Source organism: Spiroplasma endosymbiont of Asaphidion curtum, from assembly GCF_964031085.1.
In the GTDB taxonomy this organism is placed as follows: Bacteria; Bacillota_I; Bacilli_A; order Mycoplasmatales; family Nriv7; genus Nriv7.
In genome coordinates this window covers 774,603-795,782 of sequence record NZ_OZ035001.1, presented here as the reverse complement: position 1 = coordinate 795,782, position 21,180 = coordinate 774,603, and the positions used below count along the sequence as shown (strand labels likewise).

Here is a 21,180-nt window from a genome sequence, read left to right as displayed (position 1 = left end):
CCCCCTTTCTAAACAAAATATGATTTAACCTTATAAAATAAAATAACCATAAATAAGACGATGACTACTAATACCATTCAAAACGCAATATTTGCTATTAAAAGTCAAAGTAGTTCTTTGGTTAAATCAATTTCTTTACCAGAAACTCACGCCGGAATAACTGTAATTTGAATAAATAAATCCCAAAAATACAATTTTATTTGCTCTCAATCTAAATCTTTTCAAACAACTAAAAACATAACAATTACCGCTTAAAAGGTCAAAAGAGTAGAAAAATAATTGCTGAGAAGAGCATTACAATTATTAAAATTGAAAACAAAAATACAACTTGGGGTGGTAAATCGGCAGTTGGATAAATTAATTCAATTAACTCAATAATTATTTTTTTAAACATTTTCTAAACCTACTTTTTAATTTCTTTTTCATCTTGTTCTAATAAATTTCGCTTAAACTTTGCAATAAATATTCGTTGTGAATAAGTAAAATCTTTTGGCAACTGTTTTGCTTCACTACCATATTTCTTTTTATCTTTAAAAAACCGATAAATATTAACCGCAATATAATATGCTAGTAATAATGTTAAAATCGTAAAAAACACTAATCCAAATATACTCATCTGGACGCATAAAGTTTTGTTAGGTAGGAAAAGATTTGAATAAGTATTAAGACAGTCAGCAATGATTGTCTTTTTATTTTATAAGGTGTTAAAAATTTGTTCTTTGAAAATTAAATACAAGTGAATTAATAATGTTGGTATGTATTAAAGCACGATAAATTGTGGGTGGTCGCCATAACCAAAAGAAGTTTACCAGTTAATAGATAACATCCTATTAGCTATAGCAATTTGTTTCGTTTTGCAATAAAAAAATGAATGGGTGGATTTCCTAAAAATATACACGCTATTAAATTAGTTCCAAGGGTAGGATGCGGATGTTAAAGTGTAGAAATTTCTATATAGGGGTATGCTAAGTTTAAAATTATTAAAATCTTTATCTAATTAAAAAACAAAATTTAATAACAAAGCTTGTTAAACACTTAAATCTGCGATATATAAGTGTTTAAAAAACTAAGTTAACTAACTTAGTTAATATAACTTAGTTTATCTATAAGAAAGGTAACTTACTATGAAAAACATTAGACTTCTTGCATTACTTATTAAAATAATTACAAATTATTTGTAAATAAAAAATACTATATAGTAATTTCTAACTTTTATTAGGTTAATACTTATGGATTTTATTAAATGTGTAAATTTTGACACAACAAAAAATTATTTTATTAGACTTCTTGCATTACTTATTTATTAAACAAAATTCCTATAAAATATATTTAAAATAGAAATTATAAGGAATTTAAGATTATGAAATTTGATAAATTTAATTTTATTAATGATAAAGAATTATTACGATTAACTGGAATAAAGCAAAGTACTTTGCCAAATTGTAAAGTTAAGTGCAACTAAATTATTTTTCTAACCAAATATTCGATTGGTGAAAGATAATTTAGTATTTTTCTTGGTCTTTGGTTTAAAGACAATATAAATTTATGAACTGCATTTTTAGTAGTATTTGAAAAATTAAATTTTTTAGGAAATTTTTCTCTAATTAAACCATTAGTATTTTCATTAGTACCTCTTTGTCAAGGCGAATACGCATTAGCAAAATAAATTTTCACATTTAAATTTTTTTCAAGTTGTTGTCAATTAGAAAATTCTTTACCCCTATCAAATGTTATAGTCTTAACAAGATTATTTGGAAGAATTGATAAATAATGGCTAATGTTTTCGTTAACAACTTTAGTAGTTCTATTTTCAACTAACATTGCTAAAGTAAATCTTGATGTTCTTTCAACTAAAGTTATTAAACATGATTTACTTTTACCTCGTGATGATACTACAGTATCACCTTCTCAATGACCAACAGTTATACGATTATTAACATTAATATTTCGTTCTTTAATTGATTTACCATTAAATTTACCGCGATTTTCTTGAGATTTTCGTTTCTTACCTTTTCTTCTTAAATTTTTATTAGTAACTTTTTCAAGTAATCCAGAATAAATTCAATTGTAAATTGTTTTAAAACTAATAATTCATTCTTTATGAAAATTTTTAATTCTGCCATAAATTTGTTCAGGCGATCAACCTAATAGTAATTTTTGTTGTACATATTTTACTAATTCTCTATTTTTAAACTTATGAAAATAAACATGTGATTGTTTTCTGTTTTCTGCTTTATTTTGTGCAATTAATGAAAAATAATGATTACTATCTTTATTTCTATTGACTTCTCGAATAATAGTACTAATACTTCGATTAAGATTTTTAGCTATTTCACTAATTTTTACTTTAAACTTCAATTGATTCTCAATATAAATTCTTTCATATATGCCAAGATGTTTGTAACCCATATAAAAACTCCTTGCTTTGTTTTTTCTAAAATAAACTTAGCATCATGAAATTTTTATATAAGATTTTTTGCAATTTTATTTACTTGCACTTACAAGTATAATTCAGCATTTAAATTTAATTTTAAATAAATATTTTATGTTATCTATAATTGCAAATTATAAATTGAAGCAATTAAATTAAATCTTAAACTAAATCGTTTTCTACGATTACGATATTTTTCAGTAATAATTTTAAATTTTTTAAGAATAGCAAAAATATTTTCAATAATAATTCTCATTTTTGAAATTAATTTATTATTATGTTTTTGTTCTTTATTAGACTTCTTGCATTACTTATTTATTAAACAAAATTCCTATAAAATATATTTAAAATAGAAATTATAAGGAATTTAAGATTATGAAATTTGATAAATTTAATTTTATTAATGATAAAGAATTATTACGATTAACTGGAATAAAGCAAAGTACTTTTAATAAAATGTTAAATATTTTAAAAGAAGCTGAGTTAAAAAAGTTTAAAAGAGGTGGTAAAAATAATAAATTATCATTAGAAAATAGATTATTGATGACTTTATCATATTGACGAGAATATCGTACTTATTTTCATCTTGGTAAAAGTTTTGATATTAGTGAAGCTAGTTGTTATCGAAATATCAAGTGAATTGAAGATATTTTAATCAAACATCCTGATTTTCAACAACTTGCTGGTAAAAAAGCATTAATAAATGATTATTTTAATGATAAAACAATTATTATTGATGCTACAGAAACACCCATTCAACGCCCAAAAAAAGACAAAAACAATCTTATTCAGGAAAAAAGAAAAAACACACTATTAAAACACAAGTAATTATTGAAAAAGAAAGCAAAATAATTATTGCAACAAATTTTTCTCTCGGTAAAAAGCATGATTTTTGTTTATTTAAAGAATCAAAAATCCCAATTTTAAAAAATACTAAATTAATAGTTGATAATGGTTATCAAGGAATACAAAAAATTCATAGTAATGTTCTAATACCTAAGAAAAAAACAAAGAAAAACCCTTTAAATAAAGAACAAAAACATAATAATAAATTAATTTCAAAAATGAGAATTATTATTGAAAATATTTTTGCTATTCTTAAAAAATTTAAAATTATTACTGAAAAATATCGTAATCGTAGAAAACGATTTAGTTTAAGATTTAATTTAATTGCTTCAATTTATAATTTGCAATTATAGATAACATAAAATATTTATTTAAAATTAAATTTAAATAATAAAATAATTTTTTGTTGTGTCAAAATTTACACATTTAATAAAATCCATAAGTATTAACCTAATAAAAGTTAGAAATTACTATATAGTATTTTTTATTTACAAATAATTTGTAATTATTTTAATAAGTAATGCAAGAAGTCTAATAATACGATATGTACTATATTCTTTTCAGTATTCTAAAGTCATAAGTAATCTTTGCTCTATTGATAATTTATTTCGTCTACCACCAATTTGTTTTTGTTTAGCTTCAGCTTCTTTTAAAATTTCTACCATTTTCATGAAAGTTTTATATTTTATGCCTATTAGACTATAAAATTCATTTTCGTCTTTGTATTTATCTAACATTTGTACTTCACCTAGGAAATAATATTATCAAAATAATAGATAAAATTAAAGGTTATGTACCAAGTCTACTATATAATTAAATAAAAGGATATTGGAAGGAGGGAATTATAAAATATGAAAGATAAAATTGCTATTGGATGTGATCACGCTGGATATGTATTAAAAACTGCTCTTATTGAATATTTAAAAAATAATGAATATGAGGTTATTGATTTAGGAACTAATAGTGAAAAAGAACAAGTTGATTATCCTGATTATGCAAAATTAGTTGGCAAAGAAGTAGGAAATGGTAATGCTAAGTATGGAATTTTAATTTGTGGTACAGGTATTGGAATAAGTATTAGTGCTAATCGCATGCCAAAAATTAGAGCGGCATTATGTTATGAAACAAAGTTAGCGGCCTTAGCTCGCGAACATAATGATGCTAATATTTTAGTTTTAGGAGGAAGAATTATTGCGCCTCAAAAAGCGATTTGAATTTTAGAAGAGTTTTTGAATACTAAATTTTCAAACCGCCATCAACAACGAGTTGAAAAAATTGAATTGAATTAGGAGATATTAAAAATGTTTAAAGATGATACCCAAGTAAATGATATTAGTTTAGAAGGAAAGGATATTGATTCATTAATAACTGATATTGATTCAGAAATACAAAATATTAATCTCAAAACAAATGATATTGATCCCGAACTAAAAGCAATTGTTAAAGAAGAACTTATTAGACAACAACAACATGTGGAATTAATTGCTTCGGAAAATTATGTTTCGCTTCCAGTGTTAAGATTAGCAGGTTCAATATTAACTAATAAATATGCTGAAGGATATCCGGGAAGAAGATATTATGGTGGTTGTGAATTTGTTGACAAAAGTGAAAATTTAGCGATTGAAAGATTAAAGACTTTATTTAATGCTGAACATGCTAATGTGCAACCACATTCTGGTAGTCAAGCCAATGCTGCTGCTTATCAAGCTATTTTAAAGCCGGATGATATTGTTTTGGCAATGAGTTTAGATGCTGGAGGACACTTAACACACGGACATAAATTGAATTTTTCAGGAATTGTTTATCAATTTTATGGTTATGGTGTTGATGAAAAAACTCAACAATTAGATTATGAAGCAATTAGACAACAAGCATTAGAACTTAAACCAAAATTAATTGTTGCTGGAGCGAGTGCATATTCAAGAACAATTGATTTTACTAAGTTTCGTGAAATTGCTGATGAAGTTGGAGCATTATTAATGGTTGATATGGCTCATATTGCTGGTTTAATTGCTGCTGGATTACATCAAAATCCTGTAACAGTAGCAGATATTGTAACAACAACAACACATAAAACATTACGAGGTCCAAGAAGTGGAGCAATTTTATGTAAAAAAGAATTAGCAAAAGCGATTGATCGAGCAGTATTTCCTGGTCAACAAGGAGGTCCTTTAGAACATATTATTGCTGCTAAAGCACAAGCATTTTATGAAGCGTCAACACCAGAATTTAAAGCATATCAACAGCAAATTATGGCTAATTGTAAAGTTTTAGAAAATATTTTTAGAAAACATGATATTAAACTGATTAGTGGCGGTACTGATAATCATTTAATGATTATTGATGTTAAATCATCATTTAATCGTACTGGGCAGGAATGTGAAAATATTTTGCATCAAATTGATGTTATTTGTAATAAAAATATGATTCCTTTTGATAAAGAAAAACCAATGACTACTAGCGGTATTCGGATTGGAACAGCAGCGATGACCACTAGAGGGTGAAAAGAAAAGGAATTTGAACAATTAGCAAATATAATTGTTAGTGTTCTTAAAGAGCATGGTAATACTGAAGAGAATATTGCTAAGCATAAACAACAAATTGGTATTTTATTAAAAAATTTTCCAATATATGAAAATTATCAATTATAAGTTTAGTTTATAATGTTTAGTAATTGTAAGAGGTGGTATGTATTTTTAGGGAACTTTTACTATTGTATTCAACAACTGTTTTAAGTGTTTCTAGTATTACGATGTTAAACCAATCTTTGCAAGCAATTAATACTGATTTTAGTTGGCGAATTACTAATCGGAGTAAAAGTAATAATGGTTATTTACAAATTGAAGAAAGTTTTGTAATATACCACAGACTTATGACAGACACAAGAAGTTTTTTAAAAAGGTCGAATTTAATTTTTATTTAAAATTTTTATAAAAAACTTGGTACATAACCTTTAATTTTATCTACTATTTTGATAATATTATTTTCTAGATGAAGTACAAATGTTAGATAAATACAAAGATGAAAGTGAATTTTATAGTTTGGTAGGTGCAAAATGTTATAGTTATGTACCAAGTCTATTAAAACTATCTTTTTTAGTTTGAAAATTTTCTTCGCTAGGAGCTATTAATTTTACTTTTTCTTGAAACTCTTGATAAAATTTTGCTCGTTTTTCCTCACCTTTTAAAAACTTTATCGGTTTGGGGATTATATGTTGAATATGACATTAATGAAGCAGTGTCTTCCTCAATATGACTATCAGTAGATTGTTCTAACATTTGAAGCAGTGTCTTCTTTAATATGACTATCTGAAATATGACTATCTGATAGCGGTAATTTAATATTAAATTGTCTAGTATTTTCTTTTGCAATAATAGATAACTTGTCTTTTAATTTAATATTAACTGCTAAGAGTTCACTAGTATTCCTACAAATAAATTTATCATTCTCGGTAATATTTCTTGATAGAAAACAAACATGCTGAGCATGTTTTCATTTAGATTTATTTAATAGACTTCTTGCATTACTTATTAAAATAATTACAAATTATTTGTAAATGCTGAATTATACTTGTAAGTGCAAGTAAATAAAATTGCAAAAAATCTCATATAAAAATTTCATGATGCTAAGTTTATTTTAGAAAAAACAAAGCAAGGAGTTTTTATATGGGTTACAAACATCTTGGCATATATGAAAGAATTTATATTGAGAATCAATTGAAGTTTAAAGTAAAAATTAGTGAAATAGCTAAAAATCTTAATCGAAGTATTAGTACTATTATTCGAGAAGTCAATAGAAATAAAGATAGTAATCATTATTTTTCATTAATTGCACAAAATAAAGCAGAAAACAGAAAACAATCACATGTTTATTTTCATAAGTTTAAAAATAGAGAATTAGTAAAATATGTACAACAAAAATTACTATTAGGTTGATCGCCTGAACAAATTTATGGCAGAATTAAAAATTTTCATAAAGAATGAATTATTAGTTTTAAAACAATTTACAATTGAATTTATTCTGGATTACTTGAAAAAGTTACTAATAAAAATTTAAGAAGAAAAGGTAAGAAACGAAAATCTCAAGAAAATCGCGGTAAATTTAATGGTAAATCAATTAAAGAACGAAATATTAATGTTAATAATCGTATAACTGTTGGTCATTGAGAAGGTGATACTGTAGTATCATCACGAGGTAAAAGTAAATCATGTTTAATAACTTTAGTTGAAAGAACATCAAGATTTACTTTAGCAATGTTAGTTGAAAATAGAACTACTAAAGTTGTTAACGAAAACATTAGCCATTATTTATCAATTCTTCCAAATAATCTTGTTAAGACTATAACATTTGATAGGGGTAAAGAATTTTCTAATTGACAACAACTTGAAAAAAATTTAAATGTGAAAATTTATTTTGCTAATGCGTATTCGCCTTGACAAAGAGGTACTAATGAAAATACTAATGGTTTAATTAGAGAAAAATTTCCTAAAAAATTTAATTTTTCAAATACTACTAAAAATGCAGTTCATAAATTTATATTGTCTTTAAACCAAAGACCAAGAAAAATACTAAATTATCTTTCACCAATCGAATATTTGGTTAGAAAAATAATTTAGTTGCACTTAACTTTACAATTTGGCAAATAAAAAATACTATATAGTAATTTCTAACTTTTATTAGGTTAATACTTATGGATTTTATTAAATGTGTAAATTTTGACACAACAAAAAATTATTTTATTATTTAAATTTAATTTTAAATAAATATTTTATGTTATCTATAATTGCAAATTATAAATTGAAGCAATTAAATTAAATCTTAAACTAAATCGTTTTCTACGATTACGATATTTTTCAGTAATAATTTTAAATTTTTTAAGAATAGCAAAAATATTTTCAATAATAATTCTCATTTTTGAAATTAATTTATTATTATGTTTTTGTTCTTTATTTAAAGGGTTTTTCTTTGTTTTTTTCTTAGGTATTAGAACATTACTATGAATTTTTTGTATTCCTTGATAACCATTATCAACTATTAATTTAGTATTTTTTAAAATTGGGATTTTTGATTCTTTAAATAAACAAAAATCATGCTTTTTGCCGAGAGAAAAATTTGTTGCAATAATTATTTTGCTTTCTTTTTCAATAATTACTTGTGTTTTAATAGTGTGTTTTTTCTTTTTTCCTGAATAAGATTGTTTTTGTCTTTTTTGGGCGTTGAATGGGTGTTTCTGTAGCATCAATAATAATTGTTTTATCATTAAAATAATCATTTATTAATGCTTTTTTACCAGCAAGTTGTTGAAAATCAGGATGTTTGATTAAAATATCTTCAATTCACTTGATATTTCGATAACAACTAGCTTCACTAATATCAAAACTTTTACCAAGATGAAAATAAGTACGATATTCTCGTCAATATGATAAAGTCATCAATAATCTATTTTCTAATGATAATTTATTATTTTTACCACCTCTTTTAAACTTTTTTAACTCAGCTTCTTTTAAAATATTTAACATTTTATTAAAAGTACTTTGCTTTATTCCAGTTAATCGTAATAATTCTTTATCATTAATAAAATTAAATTTATCAAATTTCATAATCTTAAATTCCTTATAATTTCTATTTTAAATATATTTTATAGGAATTTTGTTTAATAAATAAGTAATGCAAGAAGTCTAATCTTTGTAAGTCTAAGCATTCAAGATCTTTTGAAATTGGGTGATTCCAGTTTTTCTCCATTCACCATCACCAAGGTAGGCTATCGAACTTGGTTTACTGAATTGAAGAAGAGAAAATCTACAATTTTTTACCTGTTTTATCGTTTTACTTGAAAAATTTAACAAATCTAAATATTTTGATTTTTCTAAACAATGACCAGTTGTAATATAAATATTCCTTAATAAGTGGTCATACAAAAAATTAAGTTTTGTACTTCGATTGTATAAGGTCTTAGAATCAAAATATGGGTTAGTATCAACTGTTGAATTATTACTAAAATGAATATTGATATTCATTGATTTTTTAAGTTTATTAATTGCTTCACCATTATCACTAACGAATTCATTAACAATGGTTTTAGCAATATCTAAACTTAAATCTTCAATATTTTTAGTTAATGTTTTTTTCTCATCATTACTAATATTCCCATTCAATATTGCCTTTTGTGTAATACAAGCAATTGGTTCATAAATACTTTCATTAATAAATTGTAAATAAATTTGTGGTGGTAAATAGTAATCAGTTATTTCTTTTTATCTGGATTTAAAGGATTATTTTTACTCTTTTTAATTGGCAATAATAGACTTGGTACATAACCCTCAATTTTATCTACTATTTTGATAATATTATTTTCTAGATGAAGCACAAATATTAGATAAATATAAAGATGAAAGTGAATTTTATAGTTTGGTAGGTGCAAAATGTTATAGTTATGTACCAAGTCTAATGTATTTTTATGAACATTTTGCAAACCTTGATATCCTGAATCAGCAATTAATTCTAATTTTGGATTTATAAGTGTATTTGATTTTAAAAATAACTTATAATCATGAATACTGCCATAACAAAAATCTACTGAAATAATTTTATTGTTAAATAAATCAATAATTATTTGTGATTTTAATGAATGTTGCCTTTTCTTACCAGAAAATAATAATTTTGGACGCATAAAGTTTTCTTAGGTGGGTAAAGATTTGAATAATTTTGAAAGAAAAGTAATTACAATTTAATTATCATTTTATTTGAAAAATAAGTAATAAAACAAAATATTTAATATTAACAAACATAATCTCAATAAAAGGTTATAAAAACTAAGTAAAATGCTTATAAAAACAACATTAAAATAATTTTTTATAACAAAAATCATACATAAGAAATATATACTTAATTTGCATATTGAAATAATTTATAGTAAATGATTATTTTTTCTTTTTTAAAAAATACCTAAGAAAACTAAACGCGACCATAATTAGTTTTTTTTAATTCTTTCAATTGGAATTTCTGTAGCATCAATTGCTAATAAATTATTATTAGTACCCTTATTTTCCAATAATATCTTTTTGCCAGGTATATGAAAGTGACTATTTTTTATTAGAGTATTTTCAACTCAAAAGATATTACGAATACAACTAACATGACTAATATTATATTTTTTTGCATTCTTTTCAGTATTCTAAAGTCATAAGTAATCTTTGCTCTATTGATAATTTATTTGGTCTACCACTAATTTGTTTTTGTTTAGCTTCAGCTTCTTTTAAAATTTCTACCATTTTCATGAAAGTTTTATATTTTATGCCGATTAGACTATAAAATTCATTTTCGTCTTTGTATTTATCTAACATTTGTGCTTCATCTAGAAAATAATATTATCAAAATAGTAGATAAAATTGAGGGTTATGTACCAAGTCTATTGCGTCTTTTAGTAATATTTGTGCTAAAGTTTATGAATGTTTAGCAATTGGTGGTGCTTTTGTTTTTTCAGTTGAGTATCCGATATTTACTGCTAATTCTAATCAACAATGATGTGTTGATAATGCCAAATTGTAAAGTTAAGTGCAACTAAATTATTTTTCTAACCAAATATTCGATTGGTGAAAGATAATTTAGTATTTTTCTTGGTCTTTGGTTTAAAAATAATATAAATTTATGAACTGCATTTTTAGTAGTATTTGAAAAATTAAATTTTTTAGGAAATTTTTCTCTAATTAAACCATTAGTATTTTCATTAGTACCTCTTTGTCAAGGCGAATACGCATTAGCAAAATAAATTTTCACATTTAAATTTTTTTCAAGTTGTTGTCAATTAGAAAATTCTTTACCCCTATCAAATGTTATAGTCTTAACAAGATTATTTGGAAGAATTGATAAATAATGGCTAATGTTTTCGTTAACAACTTTAGTAGTTCTATTTTCAACTAACATTGCTAAAGTAAATCTTGATGTTCTTTCAACTAAAGTTATTAAACATGATTTACTTTTACCTCGTGATGATACTACAGTATCACCTTCTCAATGACCAACAGTTATACGATTATTAACATTAATATTTCGTTCTTTAATTGATTTACCATTAAATTTACCGCGATTTTCTTGAGATTTTCGTTTCTTACCTTTTCTTCTTAAATTTTTATTAGTAACTTTTTCAAGTAATCCAGAATAAATTCAATTGTAAATTGTTTTAAAACTAATAATTCATTCTTTATGAAAATTTTTAATTCTGCCATAAATTTGTTCAGGCGATCAACCTAATAGTAATTTTTGTTGTACATATTTTACTAATTCTCTATTTTTAAACTTATGAAAATAAACATGTGATTGTTTTCTGTTTTCTGCTTTATTTTGTGCAATTAATGAAAAATAATGATTACTATCTTTATTTCTATTGACTTCTCGAATAATAGTACTAATACTTCGATTAAGATTTTTAGCTATTTCACTAATTTTTACTTTAAACTTCAATTGATTCTCAATATAAATTCTTTCATATATGTCAAGATGTTTGTAACCCATATAAAAACTCCTTGCTTTGTTTTTTCTAAAATAAACTTAGCATCATGAAATTTTTATATGAGATTTTTTGCAATTTTATTTACTTGCACTTACAAGTGTAATTCAGCTAATAAAAATAATCGTTTACATTGACCAATTGATAATTATTTTGATGAAGCTATCCGAAAAACAAATTTCTTGGAAGTGGAAGTTTTGAAATATCATCGGACACTTACTACTTATATTAATACTTTGATTGAATGTGGTTTTAAAATAATAAGTGTTATTGAACCACAACCTGATGATGAATTATTAAAAACAGTTCCTTTAATGCAAGATGAATTACGAAGGCCTATGATGTTAATAATTTCTGTTAGCAAGTAATTTTCTTGAAATCATTGTTATTTTTTATTACTAAAAATATAAGAAAGTAGTATAATTCTTAATAGGAGTGAAACAATATGGCACTATTTATTATTAAACATCCTTTAATTGATGATAAGTTAACAAGGTTACGAAAAAAAGATACGAATAGTAAGATTTTTAAAGAAAATGTTAATGAAATTACTAGGTTAATGGCTTATGAAGTTTTTCAGGATTTAAAGTTACAAGAAATTGCAATTGAAACGCCTATAGTTGCTACTACTGGTAAAAAAATTTCTCAAGATATTATTCTTGTTCCAGTTTTAAGAGCTGGTTTAGGAATGGTTGATGGAATGTTGGGATTGGTTCCTAATGCTAAAATTGGTCATATTGGTATTTATCGTGATGAAAAATCTCTGCAACCTAAGAAGTATTTAGAAAAAAAACCTAATAATGTGGAAAATAGTTATACATTAATTTTAGATCCAATGTTAGCAACAGGCGGCACGGCAATAGCTGCCATTGATATTGTTAAACAGTGAAAAGTATCACATAATATTAAGTTTATTTGCTTATTATCTGTCCCAGAGGGAATTGAAAAACTGGAAAAAGCGCATCCTGATATTAACATTTATACAGCTGCAGTTGATGAAAAGCTTAATGAAAACGGTTATATTGTTCCGGGTCTTGGTGATGCGGGAGATCGTTATTTTGATACACAGTAGATAGTTATAATGAAAAATATTAATTGGAAATATGAAAAACAAATAATGATTGTTTTTGGGTTGTTAATTTTTATTGGACTATTAGTAACAACAATTTTTACTATATTTAATTATTTATCTTGAAATTTGATTACTGGTTTTGTTACAACAAGTATATTTAGTTTATTGAATTATTTGTTGCTAATTTTTTTAACTTCGTATGTTATCCAAACAGGTCAATCAATTAATAAATTAGGAATAGGGCTACTTTTTTTATTGCGAGTATTATTATATTTAATTCCTGTTCTGATTATTATGCTATTTAATGAATATTTTAATATTTTTAGTAGTATTTTTGGTTTAATGCTTGCTTTTATTGCAACTTTAATTGTTAATATGTATAATGCTTTGATAGAAAAGAGGAACTTGAAAAATGAATCTTAAGCTGTATGCAAGTTTTGAATTGTGAGATCCGTGAAAACTTGTTCCACAAATAACAACGATTATTTTAACAACTTTAATTATTATTATTATCACTTTAATATACTTTTTTAAAGTAAAAAAACTTGATCCTAAAGATGAACCACGAGGATTAGTGTTGATTGTGGAACTTTGTGTTAAAGGTGTTGAAAATTTAGTTATTAGTATTTTAGGACCGAGTTTTAAATGATTAACATTATATTTCTTATATTTGTTGTCATACATTATTGTTGGTAATTTGTTATCAATTGTTGGGTTTGAATCACAGATGACATCGTATACAACAACATTTGCGATGGGATTAGTAACATTTATGGGGATTTATATTTTTGGAATTAAATTTCAAAGATTAGCTTTTTTTAAACGATATTTAAATCCATTGGAATTGTTAACGCAATTTGTGCCATTAGTTTCCATTTCATTTCGACTTTTTGGAAATATTTTAGGTGGCAGTATTATTATGGCGTTATTATATCAATTTAGTGATTTAATGTCTAGACAAGTTCCAATTATTGGTCAAGTGAATTTTTTAGCAGGATTTTTAGCACCATTTTTTCATTTTTATTTTGATATCTTTTTTGGTATTATTCAAGCGGTTATTTTTTCAATTTTAACATTAGTTTATTGAAAATTAGAAATTGGTGATGAAAAACCGGTTAGTAAAGAAGGTGGTATTAATATGCGTGAAGCTGATGGATAATTGTTTCATTTAGTTGACAAAATATTTAATATAATAGACTTGGTACATAACCTTTAATTTTATCTACTATTTTGATAATATTATTTTCTAGATGAAGCACAAATGTTAGATAAATATAAAGATGAAAGTGAATTTTATAGTTTGGTAGGTGCAAAATGTTATAGTTATGTACCAAGTCTAATGTCTAAAAGGAGGATAAATAGATGATGAGTGTGGAAATAATAAATAGTATTAATGCTGTTGGAGCGATTTTGGCTAGTGGTGATGTTTCATGAGGCAAATTTATTGGAGCAGGGATTGCTGTTTTAGGTTGTTTTGGTGCTGGGATTGGTCAAGGTTATGCTGCTGGTAAAGCTGCTGAGGCGGTAGGAAGAAATCCAGAAGCTAATGGTAAAATTAGAACAATGTTAATTATTGGTTGTGCCATTGCAGAAACTGGTGCTATTTATAGTCTTGTTATTGCTTTAATTTTAATATTTGTTGCGTAAGGAATAAGATTAGATGTTGTTAAATTATTTAGCAATTTTTTATAAAATTGAACAAGAAAATATTATTAATCAATTATTTCCTAATGTATGAGTGTTCATTGCTCATATTTTGGCAACTGTTGTTTTATTAGTTGTTTTAGGTTTTTTTCTTTATAAACCTTTTAAACAATTAATGCGAAAGCGAAGAAATATTATTAAAGATTTAATTGATGATGCGATTAGAAAACAAACACAAGCAACAAAATATGAAACAGAAGCTAATTCGTTGTTAAAGGATTCTAAAATGCAATCACAGCAAATTATTGATGATGCTAAAGTGGAAGCTTTAACGCAAAGACAAGAAATTATTAATCAAGCAAGCATTGAGGCGAAGTTAATTGATGAACAGTCGCAAAGAGATATTTTAAAAGAGCGGATTAAAGTGGAAGAAAACATTCGTCAAGAGATTATTGATGTTGCTTTTAGCATGGCACAAAATATTTTGGAAAAAGAGATTGATTGTGAACAAAATGAAGTTTTGATTGATGATTTTATTAAACAATTAGATTAGGAGTTAGTTTAATGATTCAAAATTGAGCATTAGCACTACTAAAGGTAGGACAAGAAGAAAAACAACTTGATATTATGTTAAGGCAATCAATTCATTTAATTAAATTGTTTTTTGAGTATCCACGAATTATTGATATTTTGTCAACACATAATTTAGAAAAACAAAAACAAAAAAAGATTATTGATAAAATTTTTAAAGATAAAGCTAATGATATTTTTGTTAATTTTTTTAAATTATTAATTGATCGCAATAATTTTCGGCAAGTGAGATTAATTCTTAAAGTATTTCGTAATCTGTGCAATGAAAGAGCGAATGTTTTTTATGGAATTGTTTTTTCAACAATAAAATTGCAACAAGAAGCTATTGATAAAATTGAGAAAAAAATTGCAAAGATTTTACAACAAAAAGTGGAATTAGTTAATAAAATTGATCTTAGTCTAATTGCTGGCATAAAAGTAAAAGTTCAAGATCAAATTTTTGATGGTTCAATAAAAGGGCGATTATTGGCAATGAAACGAAATATTGAAAATAAGTAAGGCAGGTGATATAGATGTCATTTAAGGTAAATGAAATTGCTGATGTAATTAAAAATCAAATTAAACATTATGGTAAAAAAAATGAATTAAGTGAAGAAGGTAGTGTTATTAGTGTCGGTGATGGAATTGCTGTGCTTCATGGATTAGATAAGGCAATGCTCGGTGAGTTATTACTTTTTGATAATGATGTTTATGGAATGGTTTTAAACTTAGAAGAAGATGCTGTCGGCGTTGTTTTAATGGGTGATGATACTTATATTAAGGAAGGCGATGCTGTTAAACGAACAAAACAAGTTGTTGAAACTGTTGTTGGTGATGAGTTATTAGGAAGAGTTGTTAATGCCTTGGGACAACCAATTGATGGTAAAGGAGCGATTAAAAGTAAAAAGAAACGCCCTGTTGAAAGAATTGCCCCAGGAGTTATGACGCGACAATCAGTTGATGAATCATTGCAAACAGGTATTTTAGCAATTGATGCAATGATTCCTATTGGTAAAGGACAACGAGAATTAATTATTGGTGATCGTCAAACTGGTAAAACCGCAATTGCGATTGATACGATTTTGAATCAACAAGGTAAAGATGTTTATTGTGTTTATGTTGCTATTGGTCAAAAATCTTCTACTGTTGCGCAAATTGTGGAACGATTAAAACAAACAGGGGCAATGAGTTATACGACGATTGTTGCTGCTGGTGCCAGTGAATTAGCACCATTGCAATATTTAGCACCATATACGGGTGTTACTATTGCTGAGGAGTGAATGGAACAAGGTAAAGATGTTTTAATTGTTTATGATGATTTAAGTAAGCATGCGGTTGCATATCGTACAATGGCCTTGTTGTTACGAAGACCACCAGGAAGAGAAGCATATCCCGGTGATGTTTTTTACTTGCATTCACGCTTATTAGAACGAGCGGCAAAATTAAATAAGGATAATGGTAATGGTTCAATTACAGCATTGCCAATTATTGAAACGCAAGCTGGTGATATTTCAGCATATATTCCTACTAATGTTATTTCTATTACTGATGGTCAAATTTTTTTAACTAGTCAATTATTTAATGCAGGGATTCGCCCAGCTGTTGAACTTGGACTTTCAGTTTCGCGAGTTGGTAGTGCTGCTCAAATTAAAGCGATTAAACAGGTTGCAGGAACATTAAAATTAGAATTAGCACAATATAATGAATTGCAAGCTTTTGCCCAATTTGGTTCTGATTTAGATGAAATGACAAAAAGAGTTTTAGAACATGGACAACGAGCGATTGATATTTTAAAACAAACGCAATATAGTCCATTATCACAAACTAATCAAGCAATTTTATTATTAGCAATTAATTTACGAAGAATTCAATGAATTCCTTTAGATAAGATTTTATTGTTTAAAGAAAATATTATTAATTATTTTAAAAATAATAAAGAAGCTCATAAGATATATCAGGAATTAAAAAAAGTTAAAACCTTTTCTAAAGAGTTAAAAAGTAAAGTTGATACGGAAATTATTAAAGTAGTTTATCATTTAGTTAGTAAAATTGATAAATATGAAATTACTAGTTATGGAACAAAAGAACAATGAGAATTGTTATTGATTCAAGGTAAAATTAAAGTTAAAAAAGGTCGTCATTAATAGTTATGCAACAAGATTTTCGGATTAAAAATCGTATTCAAACAATTAATACGATTGGTAAAATTTCTCGTGCTTTGCAATTAGTAGCAACAGCAAAATTAAAAAAAGCTAGTAAAAGAATTCAAGAGATTAGACCATATAGTGAAGAAATGTATGATGTTTTTCATCATATTATTAGCAATACTAATGATTCCATATATTTACAAAAAGATGATGGTTCACATTTCCGAACAGCAGTATGAATTATTATTAATTCTAATATTGGTCTTTGTGCTGGTTATAACTATAATATTCATAAATTAGTAATCCCAGAAATTAAAAAAAGTGATTTATTAATTGTAATTGGTGCTAAAGGGATTAGTTATTATCAAAATCGTGGTTATAATGTCATTAATAGTTATTCTAATTTAGATTTAAATTTTGAATATCATCAAGCACAAGAAATTGGTTTTCAAGTTTTAAGTATGTTTAACAATAAAGAAATTGAACGGATTAAATTAGTTTATACAAAATTTATTAATAATATTTTGTTTCAACCAACGACATTGCAATTGTTACCGATTGCTAAAATTAATACTCAGCAAAATTCATTGTTTGAGTTTGAACCGGATGCTCAAACGGTATTAGAAACAACAATTTTATTATATTTAAATACTATTATTTATAGTGCCATTAGTGAATCACAAGTATCGGAACAAGCATCAAGAAGGTTAGCGATGGAAAATGCTACTAATAATGCTAATGAATTGAAAGATAATTTAACATTGCAATATAATCGTTCTCGTCAAGCTAAAATAACGCAAGAGATTGCTGAAATTATTGCTGCGGCTGATAGTACAAATTAGGAAAGGAGACAATTAATTATGAAAAAAGTTGAAAAACAAAAGCATAATGAAGGTAAAGTTATTCAAATTTTAGGACCAGTTATTGATATTCGTTTTTCGCATAACAGTTTACCTAATTTGTATAATGCTGTGGAAATTCATAATAATGGTGAAAAGTTAGTTGTTGAAGTAATGCAAGCATTAGGCGATGATATTGTGAGAACAATTTCAATGGGACCAACAGAAGGATTAATTAGAGGTTTAAAAGCGATTGATACAGGAAAAGCAATTATGGTTCCGGTAGGGAAAGAAACTTTAGGAAGAATTTTTAATGTTTTAGGTGAACCGTTAGATGGTTCAATAATTCCTAAAGGAACCCAAAGAATGCCAATTCATCGTATTGCTCCAAGTTATGAAGAACAAAGCACAACAGCGGAAATTTTAGAGACGGGAATAAAAGTTATTGATTTGTTAGTTCCTTATGCTCGTGGTGGTAAGATTGGTCTTTTTGGTGGGGCTGGTGTTGGTAAAACGGTTTTGGTGCAAGAATTAATTAATAACATTGCTAAAGAACATGGTGGGATTTCTGTTTTTGCTGGTGTTGGTGAACGGACTCGTGAGGGGAATGATTTATATTATGAAATGATTGAAGCTAATGTTATTAATAAAACAGCATTAGTTTTTGGACAAATGAATGAACCTCCGGGAGCAAGAATGCGAGTGGCATTAACAGGATTAACAATGGCTGAGTATTTTCGTGATGAGCAAAATCAAGATGTGTTATTGTTTATTGATAATATTTTTCGTTTTACTCAGGCTGGAAGTGAAGTTTCGGCTTTATTAGGAAGAATGCCTTCAGCAGTGGGTTATCAGCCAACTTTAGCAACAGAAATGGGAGCTTTACAAGAAAGAATTACTTCAACAAAAAAAGGTTCAATTACATCAGTACAAGCAATTTATGTTCCCGCTGATGATTTAACTGATCCAGCGCCAGCAACTACTTTTAGTCATTTAGATGCTAGAACGGTATTAGATCGTAGTATTGCGGCTTTAGGGATTTATCCAGCGATTGATCCTTTAAATTCTTCTTCACGACTATTAGATCCAGAAGTTGTTGGTCAAGAACATTATCAAGTTGCTAGAAAAGTGCAACAAATTTTACAAAGATTTAAAGAATTACAAGATATTATTGCAATTTTGGGAATGGAAGAATTATCAGATGAAGATAAATTGCTTGTTAATCGTGCGAGAAAGATTCGGAATTTTTTATCACAGTCATTTTCGGTTGCTGAAAAATTTACAGGAATGAAAGGTAGTTTTGTTCCGATAGCAAAAACAATTCAAAGTTTTAAAGAAATATTAGCTGGTAAACACGATAAATTGCCAGAACAAGCTTTTTTGTTTGTTGGTAGCATTGAAGAAGCGATTGCTAAGGCTAAAGAATTAACAGAGGGTTAAAATCAATGGCGATAAAACTAAAAATTATAACACCATTAGGAATTTTCTTTTATGATGTCGTTGAAATTGTAACTGTTAAAACTACTGAGGGTTATATCGGAATTTTAGAACAACATATTTCTATTGTTGCTAATTTGGAAATAGCACAAATGTTTGTTAAACAACATAAAAAAACTTATAAATTACTTATTTCTTCAGGAATATTATATTCAACAAAGAAAGAAGTTAAAATTTTAACTGATTATATTGAATATGATCATAAAGCGAAAGATCATTTATTACAGTTAGCAAAAGATCGTCATACTAAGATGACTAATTTTTAGTAGAAGGGAGTTTATTTATGGATACGGCGTTATCAATTCATTTAATTAAAATTGCGATTTATTTGATTGCTTTTTTGTTTTGTAGTTTGGGAACTAGTGCTGTATTATGAAATAGCATTTTGAATCCTAAAAAACCTCGTGAGGCTTTGCTGTTTTATTTTCTCATTACCTTTGCGCTAACATATTTGGTGGGTAGTTTGTTTATTGCTTTTTTAGGGATTGAATTGTGAATGAAGTAGTAATTGCCAAATTGTAAAGTTAAGTGCAACTAAATTATTTTTCTAACCAAATATTCGATTGGTGAAAGATAATTTAGTATTTTTCTTGGTCTTTGGTTTAAAGACAATATAAATTTATGAACTGCATTTTTAGTAGTATTTGAAAAATTAAATTTTTTAGGAAATTTTTCTCTAATTAAACCATTAGTATTTTCATTAGTACCTCTTTGTCAAGGCGAATACGCATTAGCAAAATAAATTTTCACATTTAAATTTTTTTCAAGTTGTTGTCAATTAGAAAATTCTTTACCCCTATCAAATGTTATAGTCTTAACAAGATTATTTGGAAGAATTGATAAATAATGGCTAATGTTTTCGTTAACAACTTTAGTAGTTCTATTTTCAACTAACATTGCTAAAGTAAATCTTGATGTTCTTTCAACTAAAGTTATTAAACATGATTTACTTTTACTTCGTGATGATACTACAGTATCACCTTCTCAATGACCAACAGTTATACGATTATTAACATTAATATTTCGTTCTTTAATTGATTTACCATTAAATTTACCGCGATTTTCTTGAGATTTTCGTTTCTTACCTTTTCTTCTTAAATTTTTATTAGTAACTTTTTCAAGTAATCCAGAATAAATTCAATTGTAAATTGTTTTAAAACTAATAATTCATTCTTTATGAAAATTTTTAATTCTGCCATAAATTTGTTCAGGCGATCAACCTAATAGTAATTTTTGTTGTACATATTTTACTAATTCTCTATTTTTAAACTTATGAAAATAAACATGTGATTGTTTTCTGTTTTCTGCTTTATTTTGTGCAATTAATGAAAAATAATGATTACTATCTTTATTTCTATTGACTTCTCGAATAATAGTACTAATACTTCGATTAAGATTTTTAGCTATTTCACTAATTTTTACTTTAAACTTCAATTGATTCTCAATATAAATTCTTTCATATATGCCAAGATGTTTGTAACCCATATAAAAACTCCTTGCTTTGTTTTTTCTAAAATAAACTTAGCATCATGAAATTTTTATATGAGATTTTTTGCAATTTTATTTACTTGCACTTACAAGTATAATTCAGCAATTAATTAAAATACCTAACATTACACAATGTTAGG

Annotated in this window: 26 protein-coding genes and 1 pseudogene; 16 read left to right on the top strand and 11 right to left on the bottom strand. The window is 26.0% G+C overall.

Annotation, left to right across the window (positions count from 1 at the left end; all coding sequences use genetic code 4):
- Nucleotides 1-8: 8 nt before the first annotated feature.
- The 4 genes from AAHJ00_RS04685 to AAHJ00_RS04670 all read right to left on the bottom strand — a co-directional run bounded on the left by AAHJ00_RS04685 (nucleotide 9) and on the right by AAHJ00_RS04670 (nucleotide 2,687).
- The gene (locus tag AAHJ00_RS04685; protein WP_342223592.1) at nucleotides 9-239 is read right to left on the bottom strand and encodes a hypothetical protein; all 231 of its coding nucleotides are present in this window, start codon (nucleotides 237-239) and stop codon (nucleotides 9-11) included.
- A gap of 164 nt (nucleotides 240-403) precedes the next feature.
- Complete coding sequence (locus AAHJ00_RS04680; protein WP_215825617.1) at nucleotides 404-616, bottom strand: hypothetical protein; 213 nt, start codon at nucleotides 614-616, stop codon at nucleotides 404-406.
- 842 nt (nucleotides 617-1,458) lie between these two features.
- Entirely contained in the window at nucleotides 1,459-2,409 is a 951-nt protein-coding gene (locus AAHJ00_RS04675) for an IS30 family transposase (protein WP_342223478.1), read from the bottom strand.
- A gap of 143 nt (nucleotides 2,410-2,552) precedes the next feature.
- Nucleotides 2,553-2,687 carry a hypothetical protein gene (locus tag AAHJ00_RS04670; protein WP_425288846.1) on the bottom strand — a complete coding sequence of 45 codons (135 nt, stop codon included), beginning with the start codon at nucleotides 2,685-2,687 and terminating at the stop codon, nucleotides 2,553-2,555.
- Nucleotides 2,688-2,806: 119 nt separating this feature from the next.
- On the opposite strand from AAHJ00_RS04670, the gene AAHJ00_RS04665 reads away from it, so the two are divergent.
- Nucleotides 2,807-3,630, top strand: a protein-coding gene (locus AAHJ00_RS04665; protein WP_342223477.1) for an IS5 family transposase whose coding sequence is annotated in 2 segments (ribosomal slippage) — nucleotides 2,807-3,203 and nucleotides 3,203-3,630 — 825 coding nt in all. Because the reading frame shifts where the segments join, the coding sequence is not laid out codon by codon here.
- Between the two features lie 135 nt (nucleotides 3,631-3,765).
- On the opposite strand, the gene AAHJ00_RS04660 is transcribed toward AAHJ00_RS04665, so the two are convergent.
- Nucleotides 3,766-4,014, bottom strand: a complete 249-nt coding sequence (locus AAHJ00_RS04660) for a transposase family protein (protein ID WP_342223591.1) — start codon at nucleotides 4,012-4,014, stop codon at nucleotides 3,766-3,768.
- 114 nt (nucleotides 4,015-4,128) lie between these two features.
- Here AAHJ00_RS04660 and rpiB point away from each other — a divergent pair, with 114 nt between their 5' ends.
- The 3 genes from rpiB to AAHJ00_RS04645 all read left to right on the top strand — a co-directional run bounded on the left by rpiB (nucleotide 4,129) and on the right by AAHJ00_RS04645 (nucleotide 7,893).
- On the top strand, nucleotides 4,129-4,566 hold the full coding sequence (gene rpiB / locus AAHJ00_RS04655; protein WP_342223590.1) for a ribose 5-phosphate isomerase B: 438 nt from the start codon (nucleotides 4,129-4,131) through the stop codon (nucleotides 4,564-4,566).
- 12 nt (nucleotides 4,567-4,578) lie between these two features.
- The gene (glyA, locus tag AAHJ00_RS04650) at nucleotides 4,579-5,928 is read left to right on the top strand and encodes a serine hydroxymethyltransferase (protein ID WP_342223589.1); all 1,350 of its coding nucleotides are present in this window, start codon (nucleotides 4,579-4,581) and stop codon (nucleotides 5,926-5,928) included.
- 1,014 nt (nucleotides 5,929-6,942) lie between these two features.
- Entirely contained in the window at nucleotides 6,943-7,893 is a 951-nt protein-coding gene (locus AAHJ00_RS04645; protein WP_342223478.1) for an IS30 family transposase, read from the top strand.
- A 161-nt stretch (nucleotides 7,894-8,054) separates the two neighbouring features.
- Here the strand turns inward: AAHJ00_RS04645 and AAHJ00_RS04640 are convergent.
- From AAHJ00_RS04640 to AAHJ00_RS04620, 5 genes are all read right to left on the bottom strand, one after another.
- A protein-coding gene (locus AAHJ00_RS04640; RefSeq protein ID WP_342223496.1) for an IS5 family transposase occupies nucleotides 8,055-8,877 on the bottom strand; the annotation gives its coding sequence in 2 pieces (ribosomal slippage) (nucleotides 8,055-8,481 and nucleotides 8,480-8,877; 825 coding nt in all).
- A 93-nt stretch (nucleotides 8,878-8,970) separates the two neighbouring features.
- Nucleotides 8,971-9,432, bottom strand: coding sequence for a hypothetical protein (locus AAHJ00_RS04635; RefSeq protein ID WP_342223588.1), 462 nt, complete (start codon nucleotides 9,430-9,432; stop codon nucleotides 8,971-8,973).
- Between the two features lie 89 nt (nucleotides 9,433-9,521).
- Complete coding sequence (locus AAHJ00_RS04630) at nucleotides 9,522-9,947, bottom strand: transposase family protein (protein WP_342223587.1); 426 nt, start codon at nucleotides 9,945-9,947, stop codon at nucleotides 9,522-9,524.
- A gap of 475 nt (nucleotides 9,948-10,422) precedes the next feature.
- On the bottom strand, nucleotides 10,423-10,620 hold the full coding sequence (locus tag AAHJ00_RS04625; RefSeq protein WP_342223586.1) for a hypothetical protein: 198 nt from the start codon (nucleotides 10,618-10,620) through the stop codon (nucleotides 10,423-10,425).
- 217 nt (nucleotides 10,621-10,837) lie between these two features.
- The gene (locus AAHJ00_RS04620) at nucleotides 10,838-11,788 is read right to left on the bottom strand and encodes an IS30 family transposase (protein WP_342223585.1); all 951 of its coding nucleotides are present in this window, start codon (nucleotides 11,786-11,788) and stop codon (nucleotides 10,838-10,840) included.
- A gap of 117 nt (nucleotides 11,789-11,905) precedes the next feature.
- On the opposite strand from AAHJ00_RS04620, the pseudogene AAHJ00_RS04615 reads away from it, so the two are divergent.
- From AAHJ00_RS04615 to AAHJ00_RS04560, 12 genes and pseudogenes are all read left to right on the top strand, one after another.
- Nucleotides 11,906-12,151: pseudogene (locus AAHJ00_RS04615) on the top strand (class I SAM-dependent methyltransferase); the annotation flags it as partial.
- 77 nt (nucleotides 12,152-12,228) lie between these two features.
- On the top strand, nucleotides 12,229-12,855 hold the full coding sequence (upp, locus tag AAHJ00_RS04610) for a uracil phosphoribosyltransferase (RefSeq protein ID WP_342223583.1): 627 nt from the start codon (nucleotides 12,229-12,231) through the stop codon (nucleotides 12,853-12,855).
- Between the two features lie 9 nt (nucleotides 12,856-12,864).
- Nucleotides 12,865-13,278 (top strand): MG406 family protein, encoded by a 414-nt coding sequence (locus AAHJ00_RS04605; protein WP_342223582.1) that lies wholly within the window; start codon nucleotides 12,865-12,867, stop codon nucleotides 13,276-13,278.
- Entirely contained in the window at nucleotides 13,268-14,014 is a 747-nt protein-coding gene (locus AAHJ00_RS04600; RefSeq protein WP_342223581.1) for a F0F1 ATP synthase subunit A, read from the top strand. The genes AAHJ00_RS04605 and AAHJ00_RS04600 overlap by 11 nt, the downstream gene beginning before the upstream one ends.
- A gap of 203 nt (nucleotides 14,015-14,217) precedes the next feature.
- Nucleotides 14,218-14,502, top strand: coding sequence for an ATP synthase F0 subunit C (atpE, locus tag AAHJ00_RS04595; RefSeq protein ID WP_342223580.1), 285 nt, complete (start codon nucleotides 14,218-14,220; stop codon nucleotides 14,500-14,502).
- 13 nt (nucleotides 14,503-14,515) lie between these two features.
- Nucleotides 14,516-15,052 carry a F0F1 ATP synthase subunit B gene (atpF, locus tag AAHJ00_RS04590; protein WP_342223579.1) on the top strand — a complete coding sequence of 179 codons (537 nt, stop codon included), beginning with the start codon at nucleotides 14,516-14,518 and terminating at the stop codon, nucleotides 15,050-15,052.
- 11 nt (nucleotides 15,053-15,063) lie between these two features.
- A complete protein-coding gene (locus tag AAHJ00_RS04585; RefSeq protein ID WP_342223578.1) occupies nucleotides 15,064-15,588 on the top strand; it encodes a F0F1 ATP synthase subunit delta in 525 nt (174 codons plus the stop codon).
- Between the two features lie 14 nt (nucleotides 15,589-15,602).
- On the top strand, nucleotides 15,603-17,213 hold the full coding sequence (atpA, locus tag AAHJ00_RS04580) for a F0F1 ATP synthase subunit alpha (RefSeq protein WP_342223577.1): 1,611 nt from the start codon (nucleotides 15,603-15,605) through the stop codon (nucleotides 17,211-17,213).
- Between the two features lie 5 nt (nucleotides 17,214-17,218).
- The gene (gene atpG, locus AAHJ00_RS04575) at nucleotides 17,219-18,058 is read left to right on the top strand and encodes an ATP synthase F1 subunit gamma (protein WP_342223576.1); all 840 of its coding nucleotides are present in this window, start codon (nucleotides 17,219-17,221) and stop codon (nucleotides 18,056-18,058) included.
- 18 nt (nucleotides 18,059-18,076) lie between these two features.
- Complete coding sequence (gene atpD, locus AAHJ00_RS04570; RefSeq protein WP_342223575.1) at nucleotides 18,077-19,495, top strand: F0F1 ATP synthase subunit beta; 1,419 nt, start codon at nucleotides 18,077-18,079, stop codon at nucleotides 19,493-19,495.
- A 5-nt stretch (nucleotides 19,496-19,500) separates the two neighbouring features.
- Nucleotides 19,501-19,818, top strand: coding sequence for a F0F1 ATP synthase subunit epsilon (locus AAHJ00_RS04565; protein ID WP_342223574.1), 318 nt, complete (start codon nucleotides 19,501-19,503; stop codon nucleotides 19,816-19,818).
- A 17-nt stretch (nucleotides 19,819-19,835) separates the two neighbouring features.
- Nucleotides 19,836-20,057 (top strand): hypothetical protein, encoded by a 222-nt coding sequence (locus AAHJ00_RS04560; RefSeq protein WP_342223573.1) that lies wholly within the window; start codon nucleotides 19,836-19,838, stop codon nucleotides 20,055-20,057.
- Nucleotides 20,058-20,086: 29 nt separating this feature from the next.
- On the opposite strand, the gene AAHJ00_RS04555 is transcribed toward AAHJ00_RS04560, so the two are convergent.
- Nucleotides 20,087-21,037: an IS30 family transposase gene (locus tag AAHJ00_RS04555; RefSeq protein ID WP_342223572.1), complete on the bottom strand. Its 951-nt coding sequence runs from the start codon at nucleotides 21,035-21,037 to the stop codon at nucleotides 20,087-20,089.
- Nucleotides 21,038-21,180: the final 143 nt, after the last annotated feature.